We start from the raw sequence: 22,500 nt of genomic DNA, 5'->3' as shown, positions 1-22,500 counted from the left end.
CAGGAGAAAGACACACCAGGAGCTAAGGAGGAAACATGCTCCAACACACGAAATTGCTTAGCGCAAGACAGATTACCAAGATCTTCGGAGTTACGACGGTCCTTCGAAACATCGATTTCGATATCGACAGCGGGGAGGTTCACGCCCTCATCGGCGAAAACGGGGCCGGGAAGTCGACGCTCATGAATATCTTGAGCGGTAATTTCCCACCGACATCGGGGACAATCTGGATCGACGGGAAGGAGCGCGATCTACGCAATCCCTCCAAGGCTATCGATGCCGGAATAGCGATGATGCATCAGGAGCCGAAAGTCGCACCGCCGCTGAGCATCGCCGAAAATGTCCTGATGGGGCGTTTGCCACGTAAGGGCGGCTTTGTCGTAGATTACGGCTCACTCCACGAGAAAGTGAACACCATTCTGAGGGACGTCGGTGTTTCATTTGATGCTTCGACACCGATCGAAAAGCTCAGCATCGCGCAGCGCCAACTGGTTCAGCTGGCACGTGCCATTAGCCAGAACGCAAAGCTGATCGTCTTGGACGAGCCGACAGCAAGCCTGACACCGGTCGAAACCGACAATCTCTTTTCGATCATCCGACGTCTCAAGGAGCGAAATGTAGCCTTCATCTACATTTCCCACCATCTCGACGAGATTTTCCAGATCGCCGATCGCGTAACCGTCCTTCGCGATGGCTCGCTGGTGACGACGAACACGATCGCTGAGACGACCAAGGCCGATCTGATACGGCTCATGGTAGGTCGCGAGTTAGGCTCTCACTTCCCGTCCCGCCGAAACGGCAAGGCTGGCGACGTTGTCCTCGAAGCCGCCAACTTGTCCGGCCCGGGCTTCAAGGACGTCTCGCTGACCCTACGGCGAGGTGAAATTGTTGGATTGGCCGGCCTTGTTGGTGCTGGGAGGACGGAGCTAGCGCGCTCCCTCTGCGGTGCAAGTATCATCACGTCCGGGGATCTCGCGCTAGAGGGACGGCAGGTCCGCCCGTCGAGCCCGGCGGATGCGGTGGCGAGCGGCATTGCGTACCTGGCGGAGGACCGACACGATTCCGTGCTGCGGTCGATGTCTGTCGCCCATAACATAACGCTTGCGGGCCGTCGGAAGTTTTCAAAAGTGGGCGTGCTTCGCACCACTGCTGAACGCGCAGCCGCTTCGGAATTCGTGAAGCAGCTCAAAATCGTGGCGACCTCGGTGGAACAGCCGGCCGGCCAATTAAGCGGCGGCAACCAACAGAAGTGCGTTATCGCCCGTTGGCTCTTGCAGCAGCCCAAGGTCATCATCTTCGACGAGCCCACCCGCGGCATCGATGTCGGCGCTAAGCGTGACATCTACGGCCTCATCCACCGTCTTGCAGACGAAGGCTGCGCGATCCTGATGATCTCATCGGAACTGCCCGAGGTCATCAACATCAGCGATCGCGTGATGGTGATGTGCGAAGGCCGGATCAGCGGAGAAGTCGTCGCGTCCGAAACAACCGAGGCTGCCGTTATCGCGCTGGCAGTTCCGTCGAGCCGGGGGAGCTTGAACAATGACAAGCATTAATCGACCGTCCACTGCCGTAGCTGGCGCAGAAACGCAGCAACCGCACAAGGACATCAAGGCGTGGCTAACGCACCACAGCGTGGCGCTGACAAACATCCTCGCGCTATTTCTTCTCCTTGGCGTGGGAAGCATCCTCTCGCCCCACTTCCTGAGTGTCACGAACTTCTTCAACGTCCTCCGCGGTGCCAGCATGGTCGGCATCGTCAGCATCGGCATGACTTTCGTCATCCTGAACAGAGGCATCGATCTGTCAGTGGGTTCTCTGGTCGGCATATCGAGCGTGCTCATGGCGGGGATGATGCCGTATGGGGTCGCCGGCTGGCTGATCGCTCCAATTGGGGCTGCGGTACTGCTTGGCGTGGTAAACGGTCTTCTCATCGCCCAAGTCCGACTACAGCCGTTTATTGCCACATTGGGGATGATGATCTTCGTCAGAGGCCTGGTCTTCATTTACTCGGACGGAAGCCCGCTCGTCGCCGAGAACATGCCGGACGTTGTTCAGAGCCTCGGATCATCGTCGGTCGGCGTCGTCCCTGTCGCGGTCATCGTCTTCCTGCTTTGCGCCGTCGTCGGACATTTCGTCCTTCGAAGCACGATCTTCGGACGCGAGGTATATGCAGTCGGTGCCAACGAGGAAGCAGCACGGCTTTCGGGAATTCGCACGAAATTGAACCAGATCCTCGTTTACGGCGTCAGCGGCCTTCTCGCGGGCATCAGTGGAATCGTGCTGACGGCACGCCTCGGGGTAGGCGATCCGAATGCGGGCAATCTGTATGAACTGGACGCCATTGCGGCATGCCTTATCGGCGGCATGACCTTCGATGGAGGCAAGGGCTCCGTCCGAGGGACTGTCGTTGGCGTCTTGATCTTGGCGTTCCTGTCTAACATACTGAACTTGCTCGGTATTTCGCCGTATACGCAAATGCTGCTTAAGGGTCTGATTATTATTGCGGCAGTAATCATCAGTGAAACACGAAAGCGCTAAGGGAGGAAACCAATGACTTTCGACAAAGGTAAACTGAGCCGTCGTACGTTCCTGCAGACCGGAGTCGCCGCCGGACTCGTGGCACCCTGGATCGGACGCTCCGCGTTCGCACAATCTCTCGCCGGAAAGACGATTGGGTTCACGCAGTCGTTCGTAACGACCCAGTGGATACGGGAACAGCGGGAAGGCGTTGTGACCACGGCCAAGAAGTATGGCCTGGAAACCGTGGTTTTGGACGCGGCCAACCGCCCTGCAAAGCAGATCAGCGATATCGAGGACCTCGTTACACGGCAGGTCGATGCGATCCTGATCAGCACCTACTTTTCCGAAGCAATCGCGCCAGCGGTACGTGAAGCAAATAAGGCAGGCATACCGGTCATCGTATTGAGTTCTGGTCTGGTGGGAGATGTCGACTGGGCAGTGCAGTTGAGCGTTGACTCCTTCGATTCGGGCAGAACCGCAGGCGAGTATTTCGTGAAAAGACTAAACGGCAAGGGCAACGTGGTGCAGATCGAAGGCAGCCCCGGCTCGACGGTGAACCAGAACCGCGGCAAGGGCTGGCACGACGTTATCGATAAGGTGCCGGACATCAAGATCGTCGGGCACGTTATGGCTGATTACGACCGTGCGAAAGCGCTGAAGGGCATGGAGGACATGCTCCAGGCCAACGAAAAGGTGGACGGCGTCTATGTCCACTCTGAAGACATGGCGCTCGGTGCGATTCAGGCCATTCACGAGGCTGGCCGCGAAAAGGAGATGTTCGTGGTCGGATATGACGGCGTCGCCAACGAAACGCTCAAGGCGATCTACGAAGAGAAGCTTGCGATGGTGATGTCGTACCATCCGTTCGGTGTCGAAGGCGTCGAGGCGGCCGTCCGCGTCCTGGAAAGCAAGCCGATCCCTAAGAACATCTCCTTCCCAGCACCCATGATCGATAAGAGCAACGTGCTGGACTACTACGATGCGACGACAAACAAGGCGAAGCTGGCACCATCGCGTCTGGAGGCGATGAACCTCCCGGACAAGTAATTTTGTCCTCCCAAGAACACTGGCCGGGCCACTGATCGGTGGTCCGGCTTACGAGCGAGACCAAACGTTGCACGCCGCATCAGCAAACCTGACAGCCAATACTAGATCACGATAACCGCCACTCGGCTCGGACCGCAAGACTGACTACCTACCGATTTTTGGAGACATGAAGATGACTACGACGAATGAACAAAGGTCTGCTGCAGGCGCTAACAAGAAGCTTGGTTGGGGCATTCTGGGGACGGGCGCAATTGCCAAACAGTTCGCCGACGCAGTGGCCCGCTCCAACAGCGGCGTACTGACGGCGATTGCCAGTCGCAACCCCGCGGCAGACGCCGGCGACGTGTTTCATGGGGCTCGCGTCCATAAAGGGTACGAGGCTCTCCTGAGCGATCCAACGGTGGAAGCGGTTTATATTGCCACACCCCATCCGACGCACGCGGAGTGGGCAATCAAAGCCTGCGAAGCAGGTAAGCATGTCCTTTGTGAGAAGCCGATCGGAATGAACGCGGCCGAGGCGATGGTTATCGCTGATGCCGCGCACCAGGCGGGTGTGGTCGTCATGGAGGCCTTCATGTACCGGGGCCATCCGCAAACAAAAAGGCTTCTGGAAATCGTACAATCCGGCCGAATTGGAGACATCACGCTCATTCAGGCCGCCTATGGCTACCACACTGATTTTGGCGTTGAAAAACGACACTTCGATCCGAAGCTCGGCGGCGGCGCTATTCTGGACGTTGGCTGCTATGGTGTTTCGATGGCGCGTCTCCTGGCGGGTGCGGCTCGCGGGAAGAACTTCGCGGAGCCTCTTGCGGTGCAAGGTTTCGCTCACCTCGGCTCGACGGGTGTCGATGAGCGTGCGGTCGCCGTCCTTCGGTTTGCGGAGGACCTCTTGGTTCAAGTCTCAGCCAGCATCACGACTGTTCAGGATAATACACTGCGTATTTACGGGACCAAGGGCCGCATCGAAGTGCCGTCCCCGTGGTTCTGCTCGGGCAAAACCGGCGGCACCGGGATAATCAACATCACATCGAGACAGGGCGAGGCCGAGACCGTTAAGGTGGAGACAGACAATTGGCTTTATGAGATCGAAGCCGATAATTTTGTCGAAGCTGTCCGGTCCGGCTCGGTATCGTGGCCTGTCCCAACCCTCGAGGATACTGTCGGCACCATGACGGCATTGGATGCTTGGCGTCAGGCGGTTGGCCTCGCGTATCCCGGAGAGACGCTGGGATCGAAGACCACGATTTCGGGGCGCGTGCTGGCTCAGGCGGCCGATCACAAGATGATCTTCGACGAGCGCTTGGATGTCAGTAAGCCAGCCTCGCGGATTGTGATCGGCGGTATGGCGCTCAAGACGCTTCCGCTGGCATCGACGGTCTACGATGCCTTCTTCGAAGCCGGCGGCACCGTGTTCGATACCGCGTATGTCTATGGCCAGGGTTCGGTCGACAAACTGTTGGGTCAATGGATTGAGAACCGCGGTGTCCGCGATGACGTGATCATCATTGGAAAGGGTGCACACACGCCACATTGCACACCTCAGGCCATTCGCCCCCAGCTTGTGGAATCGCTTGACCGGCTACGGACCGACTATCTCGATCTTTACTTCATGCATCGTGACGATCCGGCCGTCCCAGTGGGCGAATTTGTTGACGTGCTAGACGAACTGGTGGCCGAAGGTCGTATCCGCAAGTTCGGCGGTTCTAACTGGACCCTCGGGCGGATGGACGAGGCCAATGCCTACGCTGCGAAGAACGGTAAAAAGGGCTTCGAGCTGCTTTCCAACAACTTCAGTCTCGCGGAGATGGTTGCGCCCATGTGGGAAGGCTGCATCGCGTCGTCGGATGAGGCTAGCGTAAAGTGGCTCGAACGCACGCAATCTCCGGTATTTGCATGGTCCAGCCAGGCGCGAGGCTTCTTCACCGACCGGGCAGGTCGCGACAAGTTCGATGACCCGGTCATGGTGAAGAGTTGGTACAGCGAGTTGAACTTCGCTCGCCGCGACCGAGTCCATGCTCTCGCAAAGCGCGGAGGCGTTACGCCGGCACAGATTGCACTGGCCTATCTGCTCGCACAAAATCTGCCGATCTTCCCGATCATCGGACCTGCGAACCTGACGGAGCTTCGGGACTCGCTCGGTGCTCTCGGTGTCACGTTAACCCAGGATGAAGTCCGTTGGCTGAAAGACGGCGACGCATCCGCTTAAGCGACTTCTGGATATCACCTGAGGACACGTCATGGACAACTGGAACGCTTTGCCCGATCTGCAATCACGGAAGGTAGGTGAACATCTTCGTGACCCGATCTTCGAAAACGTCGTTGTCCCGGAGGAGGCCGCGCCGGTGCGCTATACTGCGGACGACGCTGCGATCAACGCCTATTGCTATGCGTTGAACTGCCAGGACCCGTGGTATTTCCGCGATCACAGCGCGTTTTCGGGGCGGATCGCTCCTAGTGCCATGATCCTCAAGGAATTGATGTGGTTCTACCAGACACAATATGATCGAAGCCGCGTCCGCGGCTTCCATCAGCACGAGGATTTTGTGTTTCATGCTCCTGTCCCGGCTGGCACCGAGTTGATCTTCTCCGGCCGGAACACGGAGAAATTCACTAAACGCGGGAAAGGGTACTTCCGTCATGCCAGTGAAGCACGGGACGAGTCAGGCCGCCTGTACGTGTCGCAGATCAACACGGAATTGTTCGACCTAAATCGTTCGGGAATTCCGGACGATCCGGATTCTCGCGAGCGAGTGAGCTTCTCTACCGCTTGGGATGATAGTCTGCCGATCCTCGAAAAAATCGCTGAAGACCCACCCCGGCAGGGGAGACTGCCCTTGCGGACGATGTCATTTGACAGAGGCCAGATGGCGATCTTCTCCGGCTTCGTCGATGAGTTCGTCAATCTGCATACGGATCGCAGAATAGCGCGCGAAATGGGCTTCACCGACGTTGTCGTGCAAGGATTGATGAGCGTTTGCTGGCTTTCGGAGGAGCTTACGAGGCTCGCTGGCATGGCTTGGTTGTCCGGAGGGTCAATGTCGGCCAGCTTCCTTCGCCCGATGCTGGCAAGTCAGACCGCCACAGTACAGACCACGGTGGCGCGTGACGAAACCCTCGTTTTCGAGAGCACCTTCCTCAATGCACAGGGTCAGACCCAAGCGATTGCACTGAGCAAAATCACGTAAGCTTTATCGGTCATCGGAAGCCCGAGCTACCGAACCAACCAGTCTTCCAGATACGCTTTGGGAGCGGCCACGGGTTCGGCAGTCAGGGTCAACCCATCACCAGATGGTGGTCAAACGCCATCTGGAACCAATAACCTACGCTCTGGAGCATCGAACGATACTTGGCTCGATGGGCTTCGGGAAAGTACAAGTCCTTGCGTGGGCACAAGCGGCGATCCCGGCATTGGCTCTTGCGCATCGCGCAGCGCCAACCTCGGCTGTTCGCCCATTGGCCACTGCTTCATGGATACGGCCGGACAATGGGAGCCGGATGATGCGAGAGTATCACGTCCGGTTCTGAGAGAGCGCGGGGGTGCAACTCCCCTGCGCCACTCGCCTGGTCGTTTCCATCAGAGGCAAGAAATATTGGCTCTGGCGGCCGTGGACGCCCAAGGTTATGTTCTCGATGCCCTCTTGCAAAGCCGCCGAAACAAGACGGCGGCCCTGCGGCTGATGCGCAAGTTGCTGAAGGGCCAGGGTGTCACGCCGCGCGTCCTGGTGACCGACAAGCTCCGCTCGTACTCTGCTGCGAAAGCCGAATTAATCCCATCCGTCGAGCATCGTTCGCACAAGGGCCTCAACAACCGCGCTGAGAATTCTCATCTGGCCATCCGACGACGAGAACGGGGCATGATGCGGTTCAAATCCACCCGACAATGCCAGCGTTTCATTTCAATTGAAGGCCCGGTCGCCAACCTCTTCCATCTGCACCGCAAACATCTGAGCGCCTCCGATCACCGAGAATGCCGTGCCGCTGCCATGACAGCCTGGCGCGACATCACCTCATCGGCTGCCGCATAGCGATCGCTACCTGTCCGCACTATACCTTCTTCAGATTAAGGCGACGCCACTCGCCGGACTTGTCCCGGTTCGGCAAAAACCGGGATCGGCCAAGGGTGTCATGTTCATCACCGTTGAGGACGAGACAGGACCGGCCACCCTTGTCGTCTGGCCGACACTCTTCGAAAAGCGCCGGCGGATTGTTCTCGGATCTTCGATGATGGCGATCAGTAGCCGGATCCAGCGGGAAGGGGAGGTCGTCCATCTTGTCGCCCAGCAGCTATTCGACTTGTCAGGCGACCTTGTCGGCCTCGCGGATCGCGACGAAGAGTTCAAGCTGCCGGTCGGTCGCGGCGACGAGTTCGCCAGAGGTGGCGGGCCGGATCCACGGGACAAGCCGGAGCCGGTTGTCGCCCCGCGCGACATGTTCGTGCCTGACCCGTCATATCAATACGCTGAAGATCAAAGCGCGGAATTTTCAATAAAGTTACGGCCAATTTGGAGCCGGCGGTTCCGGTGCCTTTACTCGCCCTAAGGAGCCAGGCTCGCAGTAAATATTTTAGGCGATTAGCAATGCGCGGAAGTCGTTTACGTTGGTTCCCGTCGGACCTGTCTCGAAAAGATCGCCGATCTTCTCAAAAGCGGTGAAGCTGTCATTAGCGTCCAATAAAGTCTGAGCATTAAAGCCAGCTCCCAACAAGTGCTTGGAAGTGCCGCCATCCGCAAAGGCGCCGGCATTGGTCTCTGACCCGTCAATGCCATCGGTATCCGCTGAGAGAACGTGGATTGAACTATTTTCCAGCGCGATAGCCGCAGCAAGTGCAAACTCGGTATTGCGGCCTCTGGCATCGTCAACTTAACGGAATGTGGAATTCGATGTGAGATGACGGGCCATGACAGACCGTGACCCACTCTACCGCCGCCATCGCTTTCCTCCCGAGATCATCGCCCATGCTGTCTGGCTCTATTTCCGTTTTCCTCTCAGCTTGCGGATGGTCGAGGACATGCTGGCGGCACGAGGGATTATTGTCTCGCACCAGACGGTCCGGCTTTGGGCAGAGAAATTCGGGCGGGCCTTCGCCAGCGAGATCCGCCGCCGCTCAGTTGGTCGACCCGGCGACAAGTGGCATCTCGACGAGGCCGTCGTTTCGATCCGCGGTAAGAAGCACTGGCTCTGGCGCGCCGTCGATCAGAACGGTTTCGTCCTGGAGGTTCTGGTGCAAAGCCGCCGCAATGCCAAGGCGGCCAAGCGTGACTTTGGTGCACGGATCAAATTTCAACATTTTCCATCTAAGCGGCTGCGACCGACACCAGCGTAAATGAACCGGCATGCCGCATAAACATAACGCCTCCCGCCGACATCGCATCGGCAAAATGAAATTCAAAGTGGCGAACTGGCGGGAGTATGAAGCGGGTCTTCGCCGTCGCGGCAGCTTAACCCTGTGGTTGACGCCGGAGGCGCTGTCGGGTTGGGCTGCACCGCGCCGAACGACACGCGGTGGTCAGCGGCATTACTCTGATCTCGCCATCGAGACGACCTTGATGTTGGGCATAGCGTTCGGACTGCGGCTGCGCCAAAGCGAAGGGCTTTTGAGTTCGGTGCTTGCGCTGATGGGATTGGATCTGCCCGTGCCCGATCACACGACCCTCAGCCGACGGGCAAGAACCTGGAAACCATCTGCCAAACGACGGGCTGAGCCAGATGCTCCACTTCACGTGCTGGTCGATAGCACCGGGCTGAAGATCTATGACGCAGGCCAATGGCTTGAAGAAAAGCATGGTGCCAAGTCCCGCCGTGGCTGGCGCAAGTTGCATCTGGCGCTTGATGCCGACAGTGGCGAGATCATTGCGCATGCGTTGACAGATCAGGACACCAGCGATGCCTCGCAGGTGGCGCCGTTGCTCGACCAGATCGACGATGAGATTGGCCGGTTCACCGCCGATGGCGCCTATGATGGGGATCCAACCTACAACGCTGTCCTGCGCCACAGTACTGAAGCAAAGATCGTCATTCCACCGCGCGCAACGGCCGTGGCAAGACAGGAGGCTGAGCCGGTAAACCAACGGGATCGTCATGTCGCATCAATCCAGGCCGATGGTCGGCTAAAATGGCAGGCCTCCACCGGCTATGGCAAACGGGCTTTAATTGAAACGGCAATGAGTCGATACAAGGGGATCATCGGGCGTCGCCTGCGGGCACGTTCTTGCCCCACTCAACTGACAGAGGTGGCCATCGGCGTCGCCGTTCTCAACCGAATGCTCGCCTGCGGACGCCCGGAATCCGTCCGCGGCAAAGCGAAAGCAAACTGACTAAATCCATCATGGACACAACTGCTGGCACAAACCGATCGCTGCACCAACGCTATGCGGCGCCGTACTCGAAACATCCGGGTTTGCGATCGATGTTAAGGAAAGCACGCGACGGGCGGTCAAACATCGTCGGTCGGCAGAGATTATCATCGTCACGCATGAGGGCCGCGGCTGGTTTGATCCGCTCAGCGAGGCCAAGGGTGACGTGTTTTCACTTGTCTGCCATCTCGACGGTGTTGGTTTTTCTGAAGGGGCCGCACGCGTTGCAGCGTTGGTCGGGTTCAGCTTCTCGTCGGCGGAGTGGCAAAAACCTGAGCGAGCAACATGCACGGCATCCGTCAGCGATCGCTGGCATGCCCGCAAAGCTCTCGGGCACGGATCAGACGCATGGCGCTATCTGTGCGGGGTGCGAGTTCTGCCGATCAACGTCATACGCGCCGCGGTGCAAGGAGACCTCCTGCGCGAGGGACCGTTCGGGAGTATGTGGGCTGCACATACCGACAGCAGCGGCCGCATCGTGGGATGGGAGGAACGCGGTCCAGATTGGCGCGGGTTCGCGTCGGGCGGATCGAAGGTTCTGTTCCGGTTCGGTGCCTCGCAGGCGACGCGGCTTTGCGTCACGGAGGCCGCGATAGACGCGATGAGCCTCGCCGCGATCGAAGGGATGCGGGATGGCACATTGTACCTCAGCACTGGGGGCGGTTGGTCTCCGACCGGGGAGGACGCCCTGTGCGAGCTGCTCGCACGTCAGAACGTGCAACTGGTGGCCGCCACCGACGCCAATCCTCAAGGCGACAGGTTCGCGGATCGGCTGCGGGGTCTTGCCGAAGAGGTCGGAGGTGACTGGCTTCGCCTCCGTCCGACAGCGGAGGACTGGAACGCGGTGCTTCAGGAGAGAAAAAGGGAAAGAGCGAAAACAGGAAACGGAAACAGGCGTGCCGCATCGCGCCTGCCCGCATCAAGGGAGGCTACGCCCGGCTGAAGCCGGCCCTTGACCCGGCCAGGCGGGATGCCGGCGGCCCGGAAGGTGTCACGAGAAACTGAAGAGGAAGGTGAGATCGCCAGGATCCATCGGCTTCGGTTTCCAGAGCACCAAAGGAGCCGCAGATGAATTCCGTTTCCCCTATCCGCAAGATCTTTGAAGGCGTCGCCACCCGCCCGCAGATGTTCCGCTTGTTCGATCGCCATAATCAGCGTCCGGATCGGTGGGAGACTGACGCCGCCCCGCTCTACGCCGGCGAATGGTTCGAGATCGACGAAGCCCTTTACGACTACATGCTCGATATTCTCCCGCCATTGTGGATGCGCGGACCGATCTTCGCTCTCAGGGAATTTCTGACGGGCTCGGTCACCAGCATTTTCTTCGCACTCAGGATCGACGGGCGGACGCGCTATTTCCACGGCTATTGCGATCTCTCCGACCAAGGCTCGGTCGAGGCCATGCGCGTCGCAATCTTCGACCGCGAGACGCGGCCGATCCGTGCGATGACCCGTGAGGAACGCCTCGAACATATCTGGAGCAGCACGGCCGACGCCTATCGCGGTTATGCCGGCGATCGCTTCCCCAAACCTATGCAGGGCCAGAGAACGATCATGCTGTGGAGTGGTGGCAACGGCACGATCCTGAAACTGCTCGATGACCTGAGCGATGACGAGATCGCCGGCAAGCTACCGGTCCAGATACGCCATCTGCCGTCCGCCGCGGCGTAAGCGGTTCCCTCCCCTCATCTGCCCATCGATCACACCGGTCGCGACGCGACCGGACGATGGCGCTCGCGTTTAGAAGGAGCACTTTCATGAGCAATGATCCCTTTACTCTCGACATGTTCGGTAGCTCGGCCCTCTCGTCCGGGCTCGGACTCGGCGTGACGGCTTTCGGCGGTTTCGACCCCGTTGCGGCCAACGATGACGAACCCGATCCGACACCGCCTTCACCGGCGCCGGCCTTTGCAAACCGAAGGGTGCCGCGCTCTGCCCCGCGGAAGCAGGGTCTTCGAGCGAACTTCTATCTCGACGACGGGGACCGTGGTCTCGCGGCGACCTGGAAGGAGCGTGCCCGCCTCAACGTCGCGGCCATCTTGACGGCGCGCGAGATCGAAAGCGGCAACGTGCCTGTCACACGCGACCAGCAGAAGCGGCTGATACGCTTCACCGGTTTTGGCGCCTCGGAGTTGGCGAACGGCATGTTTCGCCGCCCGGGCGAGATCAGCTTTCGGGAGGGCTGGGACGAGCTTGCCAGTTCGCTCGAGACAGCGGTGAACGACGAGGAATATGCCTCTTTTGCGCGCTGCACGCAGTACGCCCACTTCACGCCGGAGTTCATCGTCAGGGCGATTTGGGCGGGGCTGACGCGGCTTGGCTGGCGCGGCGGCCGTGTGCTGGAGCCCGGGATCGGAACTGGGCTCTTCCCTGCCCTGCTCCCGGAGACACTGCGGGAGGCGAGCTTCTTCACCGGGATCGAGCTCGACCCTGTGACCGCCCGCATCGCCCGCCTGTTGCAGCCGAGGGCACGCATCATCAACGGCGACTTCTCGCGCACCAATCTGTCCCCGATCTTCGACCTCGCTATCGGCAACCCACCCTTTTCCGATCGCACGGTGCGGTCCGACCGCGCCTATCGGTCGCTCGGCCTGCGCCTGCACGACTATTTCATTGCCCGCTCGATCGATCTCCTGAAGCCCGGCGGACTGGCCGCCTTCGTCACAAGTTCGGGGACGCTCGACAAGTCCGACACCACGGCGCGTGAGCATATCGCCAGGTCAGCCGATCTGGTGGCGGCGATCCGTCTGCCCGAGGGCAGCTTTCGCTGCGACGCGGGTACGGACGTGGTCGTCGATATCCTGTTCTTCCGCAGGCGCAAGGTTGGCCAAGCCGAAGGCGATCTGACCTGGCTCGATGTCGACGAGATCCGACCGGCCACGGCAGACGAAGGTGCAATCCGGGTCAATCGCTGGTTCGCGCGCCATCCGGATTTCCTTCTTGGCAGCCATGCGCTCACCTCCGGACCCTTCGGCGAAACCTATACCTGCCTGGCGCCATCAGGGCAGGATCTGCAAGCGGACCTGGCGAAGGCGATCGGCCTGCTGCCCGAAGGCCTCTACGACGGGGAGCCGACCCCCATAGATATCGATCTGGAGGTCGAGCTTGGCGATATCGTCAACCTGAAGCCCGAGGTGAATATCCGCGAAGGCAGTTTTTTCCTCGATCGCACGCGCGGCCTGATGCAGGTGGTCGACGGGGCGGCGGTGGCGGTTCCCATTCGCAAGGGCCGAACTGGCGACGGTCTGTCGGAAAAGCACGTCCGTATCGTCACCAAGCTGATCCCGATCCGCGATGCGGTTCGGGATATCCTGAAGGGCCAGGAGACCGATCGCCCCAGGCGCGATCATCAGGTCCGGCTTCGCATTGCCTGGTCGAGCTTCGTGCGGGATTTCGGGCCGATCAACCACACGACCGTTTCGATCCAGGAAGATACCGAAACCGGCGAGGTTCGCGAGACCCATCGCCGGCCCAACCTGCAGCCGTTTCTCGATGATCCCGATTGCTGGCTGGTCGCCTCGATCGAGGATTACGATCTGGAGACCGACACCGCGAAGCCAGGTCCGATTTTCAGCACCCGTGTGATCGCCCCGCCGATGTCGCCTGTCATCACCAATGCGGCTGATGCGCTGGCGGTCGTACTCAATGAACGTGGCCATGTCGACCTCGATCATATCGCCGAATTGCTGCATATGGACGTTTCCACCGTTACCGCGGATCTCGGCGATGCGATCTTCCAGGATCCAAGCGACGGTGCGTGGAAGACCTCGGATGCCTATCTCTCCGGCGCGGTGCGGACCAAGCTCGTGGAGGCCGAAGCTGCCACGGCACTCGATCCTCGTTTCGCACGAAATGTGCGGGCCCTGCAGCAGGTTCAGCCGGCCGACCTCCGGCCCTCCGACATCACTGCGCGGCTCGGCGCTCCATGGACCCCCGCGGCTGACGTCGTCTCCTTCGTCAGGGAGACGATGGCGGTCGATATCCGTATCCACCACATGCCGGAACTTGGCTCCTGGACGGTCGAGGCGCGGCAGCTCGGATACTCCGCGATCGGCACCTCGGAATGGGGCACCAGCCGTCGCCATGCCGGCGAACTCCTTGCTGACGCCTTGAACAGCCGCGTCCCGCAGATCTTCGATACCTTCAAGGATGCTGACGGCGAGCGCCGCGTGCTGAATGTCATCGATACCGAGGCGGCGCGCGACAAGCTGCAGCGCATCAAGGAGGCCTTTCAGAACTGGGTCTGGACCGATCCCGATCGCACCGATCGTCTGGCGCGGGTCTATAACGACCGCTTCAACAACATCGCACCGCGCAAATTCGACGGCGCGCACCTGCAGCTCCCCGGCGCCTCTGGCGCCTTTGTTCTTTATGGGCACCAGAAACGCGGCATCTGGCGGATCATCTCGGCCGGCTCGACCTACCTTGCCCATGCCGTCGGCGCCGGTAAGACGATGACCATGGCAGCTGCCATTATGGAGCAGCGTCGTCTCGGGCTGATCGCCAAGGGGATGCTGGTCGTGCCTGGCCATTGCCTGGCGCAGGCGGCACGGGAATTCCTGGCGCTTTACCCGAACGCGCGCATCCTCGTGGCCGACGAGACCAACTTCACCAAGGACAAGCGGGCTCGCTTCCTGTCGCGGGCGGCCACCGCGACCTGGGATGCGATCATCATCACGCACTCGGCGTTCCGCTTCATTGCCGTGCCTTCAGCTTTCGAGAGCCAAATGATCCGGGACGAGCTCGAACTCTACGAGGACCTGGTCACCAAGGTCGACAGTGAGGATCGCGTCTCGCGCAAGCGTCTAGAGCGATTGAAGGAAGGGCTGACGGAGCGGCTGGAAGCACTGTCGACCCGCAAGGACGACCTCCTGACGATTTCCGAAATCGGTATCGACCAGATCATCGTCGACGAGGCGCAGGAGTTCCGCAAGCTGTCTTTCGCCACCAACATGTCGACGCTGAAGGGCATCGATCCCAACGGCTCGCAGCGCGCCTGGGATCTCTACGTCAAATCCCGCTTCATCGAGACGAAGAACCCTGGCCGGGCGCTCATGCTTGCCTCGGGCACGCCGATTACCAACACGCTCGGCGAGATGTTCTCGGTCCAGCGGCTGCTCGGCCACGAGGCCTTGCACGAGCGCGGCCTGCACGAGTTCGACGCCTGGGCCTCGACCTTCGGCGACACGACCACGGAACTCGAGATCCAACCATCAGGCAAGTACAAGCCGGTGAGCCGTTTCGCCAGTTTCGTCAACGTCCCCGAGCTGATCGCGATGTTCCGCTGCTTCGCCGACGTCGTCATGCCGGCGGACCTCAAGCAGTATGTCCGTGTGCCGGAGCTTTCGACCGGTCACCGGCAGATCCTGACCGCCAAACCAACCCAGGCCTTCAAGAATTACCAGACGATCCTCGACGCCCGCATCAAGGCGATCGAGAGACGCGAGGGGCCGGCCAAGCCCGGTGACGATATCCTGCTCTCGGTCATCACCGACGGCCGCCATGCCGCCATCGATCTGAGGCTCGTCGATCCCGATGGTGACAACGAGCCCGACAACAAGCTCAACTTGCTGGTCGAAAACGCCTTCCGCATCTGGCAGGAGACGAGAGAGCGCACCTACGTGCGTCCGGATGGCAAGCCCTTCGACCTGCCGGGTGCTGCGCAGATGATCTTCTCCGATCTCGGCACCATCAACGTCGAGAAATCGCGCGGCTTCTCGGCCTATCGCTGGATCCGAGATGAGCTCGTCCGTCTCGGCGTGCCGGCCACCGAAATCGCCTTCATGCAGGATTACAAGAAGACCGAAGCCAAGCAGCGCTTGTTCGGCGACGTCAGGGCCGGCAAGGTCCGTTTCCTGATCGGATCCTCGGAGACCATGGGCACCGGCGTCAATGCGCAGCTTCGCCTGAAAGCACTGCATCATCTCGATGTGCCGTGGCTCCCCTCGCAGATCGAGCAGCGCGAGGGCCGGATCGTGCGCCAGGGCAACCAGCATGACGAGGTCGACATCTTCGCCTATGCCACACAAGGCTCGCTCGACGCGTCCATGTGGCAGAACAATGAACGTAAGGCCCGCTTCATTGCGGCGGCCCTTTCCGGCGACACATCGATCCGGCGGCTCGACGATCTTGGCGAGGGGGCGGCCAACCAGTTCGCCATGGCCAAGGCAATCGCCTCGGGCGACGAACGCCTGATGCAGAAGGCGGGGCTGGAGGCTGATATCGCTCGGCTTGAGCGGTTACGCGCTGCCCATGAGGACGACCTGTTCGCCGTTCGTCGTCAGATCCGCGACGCCGAGCGCGAGATCGAGACGGCCACCCGTCGGATTGGCGATATCGGCCGGGATGTTGCGCGGCTTGTACCGACGACAGCCGATGCCTTCGAGATGACTGTCATGGAAGATCGTCATGTCGATCGCAAAGTCGCCGGGCGCGCTTTGATGAAGGAGATCCTGACCTTGGTCCAGTTGCAGCACGAGGGTGAAATGCGGCTTGCCTCGATCGGCGGCTTCGATCTTATCTTTGAGGGCGGACGCTACGGTCGTGGCGAAGGCTATCACTACACGACCCTGCTGAAGCGCACCGGTTCGGACTACGAGATCGATCTGGCCGTCACCGTGACGCCGCTCGGCGCTATCGCTCGCCTCGAGCATGCCCTCTGCGGGTTCGAAGACGAGCGCGACCAGTATCGACAGAGGCTGGATGAAGCCAATCGACGGCTCGCCTCGTACCGTTCGCGTGACGGCGGCCAGTTTGGCTTTGCTGAAGAGCTCGCCTCCAAACGACTGGCATTGAAGGAGCTGGAGGCACTTCTGGCCGCGGATGTGGAAACGCCAGCGAGCCAAGCCGCGGCTGCATAGCTGCACTGCACAATAAATGTTTTCCAATTGGTCAAAAAACAGGCATACAGCCTGCAGCTGATGCACATGGCGGGCCTCCTCCCAGTTCCGCCGCAGCAGCTGTTCCCCTCTGGAGGTTAATTGACCTTCACACTTCATGGGCCGCGGCTTTCCGCTGGCCCATTTTTTTTGGCTCACATTTGGTCTATCGCCTGACGCGCAATCTCACGGTTGCCTGGAAGCCAATGCCGTTGATGGCGATCGTCAGGGCTGTCGATGGCGCTATTGGGAAATAGGAAGAAGGGTGAGAGAAAAAGGGATGGAGGTCGATCGCAGGGCGTTCCGCCCGCCGCCACTGGCGTTCAATCGCGGTCTCCTCACCCCTGCCCCTCGCGCTGCGCATGGCTGTGAGCCGTGCTGGCGCGTTACGCCAGGGCTGCTCGACCGCATTTGCGACGTGCCGCCCGCCCCGCGGTTCGGGAGGTGTCTTCGAGAAGGAAAGAGGACATGAAGGAGCAGCAAGCCTGCCGCTCCCTACCGGACAAGGAGCAAGATCCATGCAGATCCTCAAGATTGATCCCCGTGCGCTGAACGCAAACCCCGACGATATCAGGCAGTCGAAATCCTCGCCGCCGGCAGATGCGCTGTTGCTGGCGACCGTCAAAGCCGTCGGCATCATCCAGCCGCCGGTCGTGTCGCAGCAAGCCGATGGCGGCAACGGTTATCTGATCCAGGCCGGCCATCGCCGCGTGCGAGCCGCGATCGAAGCCGGCCTCGACGAGATCGAGGTCGTCGTCAGCGATGCCGCCACGGACAATGGCGCCATGCGCTCGATGGTCGAAAACATTGCCCGCGAACCGCTGAACCCGGTCGACCAGTGGCGGGGTATCGAGCGACTGGTCGGACTCGGCTGGACAGAGGAAGCGGTTGCTGTCGCGCTTTCCCTTCCCGTCCGCCAGATCCGCAAGCTGCGTCTGCTCGCCAACGTTCTGCCTGTTATGCTCGACCAGATGGCAAAGGGCGACATGCCGAACGAACAGCAGTTGCGCACGATCGCGGCAGCATCGCTCGAGGATCAGAAGGAGGTCTGGAAAGCCAACAAGCCGAAGAAGGGCGACACCGCCTCCTGGTGGCAGATCGCCAACGGCCTCTCGAAAACCCGCATGTACGCGCGCGATGCGAGCTTTGGCGATGACCTGCGGGAAGCCTACGGCATCGAATGGGCCGACGATCTCTTCGGCTCCGCCGACCAGGACAATCGCTTCACCACCAATGTCGAAGCCTTCCTCGGCGCCCAGCAGGAGTGGATGACCAACAATCTGCCGAAGAAGGGCGCGATCGTCGAGGTCAACAACTGGGGCCAGCCGGAACTGCCCAAGAAGGCGGAGCGTGTTTACGGCAAGCCAGGCAAGGGCGATGTCACCGGTCTCTACCTGGATCGCGATGGCAAGGTGCAGTCGGTGCACTATCGGATGCCCGAGACGAAGCCGGCCAAGGGACAGACGGCCACGTCCGATGGTGCTGACGTCGCCGACGATAGCGCGACGGCCAAGCAGCGGCCTGATGTCACCCAGAAGGGCTTGGATATGATCGGTGACTTCCGCACCGACGCCTTGCACGACGCGCTCGCCCGTGCGCCGATCGAGGACGACATGCTGATGGCGCTCCTCGTGCTCGCCTTCGCCGGTTTGAATGTCCGGGTCGATTCCGGCGCCGGCGGGGCGCTTTATGGTGGCGCTCGCTTCGGGCGACATGCCGCTCGCCTCTTCACGGAAGATGGTCGCCTGTCGTTCGACATGGACACCGTTCGCGTCACCGCCCGCGCTGCGCTGATCGACGTCCTCTCGTGCCGGCGCGGCATGTCGAACAGTGGTTTGGTCTCGCGCATCGCAGGCGAGGCAATTGGCGCCGATACCTACCTGCCGAACATGGGCGATGAGGATTTCCTCGCGTGCCTATCGCGTCAGGCTCTTGAGCTTGCGGCGGCGGATGCCGGCGTCGATCCGAAGGCGCGTGTTCGCGATACCCGCTCGGCACTCGTCGACCATTTTGCCGGGGATGCAAGTCTCGTTCATCCGAGCGCTCTGTTCGCCCCGGACCCTCAGGAGATCATGGCATTGCTGCGTCATGCCGAGATATCTGAAGAGGATGAGGATGCTGGGCTGACCCAGAAAGAGGACGCGGAAGGCGCAGCCGCCGACGATGCGCCCGAGGGCGATCTCGACGATCGCGAGACTGCCTACGGCATCGCCGCGGAGTAGCGCGCCAGCCACAAGTCCCGACCCGATCGCGCCGCCGGCACCCCCGGCGGCGCTTCCTGTTTCCGGTACATATGGAGTTTCCAATGTCCACGCATTTCCCACAGCAGAACAACCCGATCGCGGATGCGCTCGGCATAGAATTCAGCCTTAGCGCCGAGGGTTTTCCGGTGGCGCGCACGCGCGATCTTGTGCTCGCCATGATCACCACACCCGCCGGCAGCTTCCTGGCGAGCGCCTTGTGGCGCGAAAGCCGCCCGCTTTCCTGCCTCGGACGTGGCGATTTCTACCGTCATGACGGCAGTCTCGCAGACGAAGCTGCCTTCATCGCCCGTGTCATCGAAACTGCCGAGCATCAGCGCGATCTGCACGATCTCGGCCGGGTCCAGGCACGCATCGCCTGCAGCACCCCTTGGGGCATGTCACAGATGGCGACGATCTACGGTTCGGGGATCGTGTCTCATGTCACCGCCGGCCATGGCGGCTTTCATCTTTCTCCCGACCGAAACCTGGCCGTGCCGACAGCTCTCCGAAACGAGACCTGCTGGTACGAGGAGGATGTGGAATGGGCAGCCGTCGCCAATGCTTTTCCCGACCTGTTCACGGGCTACGAGCGGCGGGCCGCAGAGGAAACCATCCGACACCACTGGCCAGAGTTTTGGGAGACGGTTCACGGCCGAGCGCTCGGGGTAGGAGCGTCTCGGGGCAAGGACCGGCAGGAGTTCGAAAGGATCCACGCAAACCATTGGATCGTGACGTCGGCGATCTTGTCGGGGCACCACGCCGGGATGACGGAGGTGATCGCGCGCTACGGCACTGAACGATCGATCGGCGAAATCGAGCGGCGATATCTCGTTGACAGCAACGAGTATGCCAGTCGTGGTCCTTTCGGCTACGTCATCGATGAGGCGCGACATCAGCCCTATGACGGGCCGTCCTCCTTCGTTGGCTGGTCGAGGTCGGCGGCATGAGTTCGACGTACCGGCCGATCGCCGATGAAGTTCCGCATCAAGATTTCGATCGTATCCAGCGCCAGATCGTGCATCGCGCGAAGCGGTTGGCCGTGACGGCGAGAGTGCTGGCCCGCTCGCGCGGCCGAAGTGGCGGGTATCACGGTCGATCCCACCGGGCTGTGCTGATGGACCATGCAAACCGCCTTGCTTTTGAGCGGAGGGCGGAACTCGACGCCATGATGGAGGGTGGGAGCCGCGAGGAGGCCGGTTGCCCAATCCGCTTGATCGTACGCTGAGCAACAGGGTGCGGCGGGCGTACAGCTTCCAGGCGTTCCCGTGGATCGGATCGTCGGTTGAGATCGTGGCGCGGGCTATCATTGTGGTCCTCGAGCGTCGTTCCGTCATCCACCTCGCACCCTGCCGCACCTGCCTCGGGTTTGTGACGGTCTTAAGCCTGCTGCCGGTCGTTTCAAGGTCGCTGTCGCGCCGCGTGGCGGCCTTCCTCCCCTCCTCTCGCAAACCGCCTTCGCGATCCCGTGCAGGGCTGGTGCCCCGCGTGCCCGCAAAGTCAATTCGCTCGGTCAGGGCATCCGGACTTGTGAAACCGCCCGTCTTTCGCCGGCTTTGGTCGACCGCACCCGAGGAAGGGCCGGCAGGAAGCCGGTTCGAGAGCCTCGGGATAACCGACAAGGAGACCACCATGGCAAAGCCCGCAACCCATCGCTCTTCCGCTCGCGTCGTCCAACTCCGCAAGGGCGCCACCGTCGAGATGGTTCGCCTCACCTGCCCAGACAGCGCCCAGGCGCTCAAGATCGCCGAAAGCTTCGGGACAGCCGTCATCGACAGCGACGGGATCCGCGACCTCCACGAACGGTTGATCTCCGAGACCGCGGACGCTCTCGGCGAAGGCCTTAGCGAGCGCGCCATGCAGATCCACCTCCAGCGGATCGTCGGCGCCTATGTCGGCTCCGCCCACGGTGCCGGTCAGTTCTACAGCAAGGCCGTCACGGAAGCGCGCGATGCCACCGCCAAGGCGGCAAACGATGCCCGTGACGAGGACCTCGATGGTCCCGTCGGCTACGATAGTGCCGCGCACCGCAAGCGGGAATTCGCAGCCGACATGGGTATCCAGGCCCATGCGCTGCGCACGGCAGCTGAAGGTGCCGTCGCAGCCTACAAGCACGTCGTCGGCGAGAGCTGGAAGCCCTTCGATCGCCCGGTCGAAAACCCTGGACATTCCGTGGATCGCAAGGCTGCCCAAGCTCAGATGTCCGCTTTCGATTGAAATCCTCGGCGGGGTTAAGCCCCGCCGCTCTCGCACGATCAGGGCCGGTCCCTATGGGAACCGGCCTATTTTTTTGCCTTTCGGCAAATGGGTGAAAAGGAAGGAAATGAAAGTTCGTTTGATCCGGCCGGTGCGGCCCGTCTGCGCTTGCCGCCTGCAGGAGCCGCCGGCGCCAGGCAACGGCTTCGCCGTCCTCCACCTTGTTGAGGCCGTTCCGGTGCATGGCCCCGCCTCCAGGGCTCCTGCCTTTTGCCTGCGCGACGGGACCGCGATTGGCGCGGTTCCAACATATGGAGATGAAAATGAGCAGGAATTTGGAATCGAAGCGAGCTGACATCTACAGCCGGATCACCGACCGGATCATGGAGGAGCTCGCTGATGGCACTCGCCCCTGGATGAAGCCATGGAGCGCCGCCAATACCGAAGGCCGCATCACGCGCCCGCTTCGCTACAATGGTCTTCCCTACTCGGGAATGAACGTGCTCCTGCTTTGGTCGGAGCAGATGTCGCGTGGCTTTGCCTCGTCGATGTGGATGACATTTAAACAGGCTATCGAACTGGGTGCTGCCGTTCGCAAGGGCGAGACAGGCTCGACGGTCGTCTTTGCAAGCCGCTTTACGAAGTCCGAGGCGGATGGGAACGGCGGCGAGATCGACCGGGAGATTCCGTTTCTCAAGGCCTATTCTGTCTTCAATGTCGAGCAAATCGATGGCCTGCCGGACCACTTCCATCACCAGCCGGAGCCCCGGCCCGATCCTTTCGAACGGATCGAAGGCGCGGAGCGGTTCTTTCGGAACACCGGTGCGATCATCCGTCACGGCGGCAACCAAGCCTTCTATGCGCCTGGCCCGGATCTCATTCAGATGCCGCCGCTTCACGCGTTCAAGGATGCCGCTAGCTATTATGCGACGCTGAGCCATGAAGTCGCGCATTGGACGGCGCCAGAACACCGTGTTGGTCGTGATCTCTCCCGTTACGCCAAAGATAAGAGCGAGCGGGCGAGGGAAGAGCTGATCGCCGAGCTCGGAAGCTGCTTTCTTTGCGCCGACCTCGGAATCGTGCCCGAACTCGAGCCTCGGCCCGATCATGCGTCATACCTGCAGTCTTGGCTGTCAGTTTTAGCGAATGACAAGCGGGCGATCTTTCAGGCGGCGGCCCATGCGCAGCGCGCGGTCGCATTTCTCCATGGCCTACAGGCCACCAGATCCGCAATCAGGGAGGCAGCCTGATACGGCCGCA

Annotated in this window: 14 protein-coding genes and 4 pseudogenes; 17 read left to right on the top strand and 1 reads right to left on the bottom strand. The window is 60.9% G+C overall.

Going from position 1 to position 22,500, the window contains the following annotated elements; genetic code table 11:
- Positions 1 to 35 precede the first annotated feature (35 nt).
- From HGP14_RS29110 to HGP14_RS29080, 7 genes and pseudogenes are all read left to right on the top strand, one after another.
- Complete coding sequence (locus HGP14_RS29110; protein ID WP_168833334.1) at positions 36 to 1,556, top strand: sugar ABC transporter ATP-binding protein; 1,521 nt, start codon at positions 36 to 38, stop codon at positions 1,554 to 1,556.
- On the top strand, positions 1,543 to 2,541 hold the full coding sequence (locus HGP14_RS29105) for an ABC transporter permease (protein WP_168833333.1): 999 nt from the start codon (positions 1,543 to 1,545) through the stop codon (positions 2,539 to 2,541). Before HGP14_RS29110 ends, HGP14_RS29105 begins: the two co-directional genes overlap by 14 nt.
- A 12-nt stretch (positions 2,542 to 2,553) precedes the next feature.
- Positions 2,554 to 3,570 carry a substrate-binding domain-containing protein gene (locus HGP14_RS29100; RefSeq protein WP_168833332.1) on the top strand — a complete coding sequence of 339 codons (1,017 nt, stop codon included), beginning with the start codon at positions 2,554 to 2,556 and terminating at the stop codon, positions 3,568 to 3,570.
- 172 nt (positions 3,571 to 3,742) lie between these two features.
- Positions 3,743 to 5,779 carry an aldo/keto reductase gene (locus HGP14_RS29095; RefSeq protein ID WP_168833331.1) on the top strand — a complete coding sequence of 679 codons (2,037 nt, stop codon included), beginning with the start codon at positions 3,743 to 3,745 and terminating at the stop codon, positions 5,777 to 5,779.
- 31 nt (positions 5,780 to 5,810) lie between these two features.
- On the top strand, positions 5,811 to 6,758 hold the full coding sequence (locus HGP14_RS29090; RefSeq protein ID WP_168833330.1) for a MaoC/PaaZ C-terminal domain-containing protein: 948 nt from the start codon (positions 5,811 to 5,813) through the stop codon (positions 6,756 to 6,758).
- 376 nt (positions 6,759 to 7,134) lie between these two features.
- Positions 7,135 to 7,598 (top strand): annotated as a pseudogene (locus tag HGP14_RS29085) (IS6 family transposase); the annotation flags it as partial.
- A 52-nt stretch (positions 7,599 to 7,650) separates the two neighbouring features.
- A pseudogene (locus HGP14_RS29080) lies at positions 7,651 to 8,062 on the top strand (OB-fold nucleic acid binding domain-containing protein); the annotation flags it as partial.
- A gap of 74 nt (positions 8,063 to 8,136) precedes the next feature.
- On the opposite strand, the pseudogene HGP14_RS29075 reads toward HGP14_RS29080, so the two are convergent.
- Positions 8,137 to 8,418: pseudogene (locus HGP14_RS29075) on the bottom strand (MOFRL family protein); the annotation flags it as partial.
- 52 nt (positions 8,419 to 8,470) lie between these two features.
- Between HGP14_RS29075 and HGP14_RS29070 the strand changes: the two are divergent.
- The 10 genes and pseudogenes from HGP14_RS29070 to HGP14_RS29025 form a co-directional block, all read left to right on the top strand.
- A pseudogene (locus tag HGP14_RS29070) lies at positions 8,471 to 8,848 on the top strand (IS6 family transposase); the annotation flags it as partial.
- Between the two features lie 58 nt (positions 8,849 to 8,906).
- Positions 8,907 to 9,887: an IS5 family transposase gene (locus HGP14_RS29065; RefSeq protein WP_168833329.1), complete on the top strand. Its 981-nt coding sequence runs from the start codon at positions 8,907 to 8,909 to the stop codon at positions 9,885 to 9,887.
- Between the two features lie 205 nt (positions 9,888 to 10,092).
- A complete protein-coding gene (locus tag HGP14_RS29060) occupies positions 10,093 to 10,869 on the top strand; it encodes a DUF3991 and toprim domain-containing protein (RefSeq protein WP_312862213.1) in 777 nt (258 codons plus the stop codon).
- 125 nt (positions 10,870 to 10,994) lie between these two features.
- Positions 10,995 to 11,597 (top strand): DUF1419 domain-containing protein, encoded by a 603-nt coding sequence (locus HGP14_RS29055; protein ID WP_168833328.1) that lies wholly within the window; start codon positions 10,995 to 10,997, stop codon positions 11,595 to 11,597.
- Between the two features lie 86 nt (positions 11,598 to 11,683).
- The gene (locus HGP14_RS29050; RefSeq protein WP_168833327.1) at positions 11,684 to 16,786 is read left to right on the top strand and encodes an Eco57I restriction-modification methylase domain-containing protein; all 5,103 of its coding nucleotides are present in this window, start codon (positions 11,684 to 11,686) and stop codon (positions 16,784 to 16,786) included.
- A gap of 536 nt (positions 16,787 to 17,322) precedes the next feature.
- Complete coding sequence (locus HGP14_RS29045) at positions 17,323 to 19,026, top strand: ParB/RepB/Spo0J family partition protein (protein WP_168833326.1); 1,704 nt, start codon at positions 17,323 to 17,325, stop codon at positions 19,024 to 19,026.
- An 83-nt stretch (positions 19,027 to 19,109) separates the two neighbouring features.
- Complete coding sequence (locus HGP14_RS29040) at positions 19,110 to 19,994, top strand: DUF7007 domain-containing protein (protein ID WP_168833325.1); 885 nt, start codon at positions 19,110 to 19,112, stop codon at positions 19,992 to 19,994.
- Positions 19,991 to 20,272, top strand: a complete 282-nt coding sequence (locus HGP14_RS29035; RefSeq protein WP_168833324.1) for a hypothetical protein — start codon at positions 19,991 to 19,993, stop codon at positions 20,270 to 20,272. Before HGP14_RS29040 ends, HGP14_RS29035 begins: the two co-directional genes overlap by 4 nt.
- Positions 20,273 to 20,676: 404 nt before the next feature.
- Entirely contained in the window at positions 20,677 to 21,261 is a 585-nt protein-coding gene (locus HGP14_RS29030) for a hypothetical protein (protein WP_168833323.1), read from the top strand.
- A gap of 302 nt (positions 21,262 to 21,563) precedes the next feature.
- Positions 21,564 to 22,490, top strand: a complete 927-nt coding sequence (locus HGP14_RS29025; protein ID WP_205927394.1) for an ArdC family protein — start codon at positions 21,564 to 21,566, stop codon at positions 22,488 to 22,490.
- Positions 22,491 to 22,500 lie beyond the last annotated feature (10 nt).

The sequence above is a fragment of the Rhizobium sp. P32RR-XVIII genome (genome assembly GCF_012641395.1).
Classification (GTDB): Bacteria; Pseudomonadota; Alphaproteobacteria; order Rhizobiales; family Rhizobiaceae; genus Rhizobium.
The sequence above is the reverse complement of the archived record's forward strand: the minus strand, read 5'-3'. Positions and strand labels throughout refer to the sequence as shown.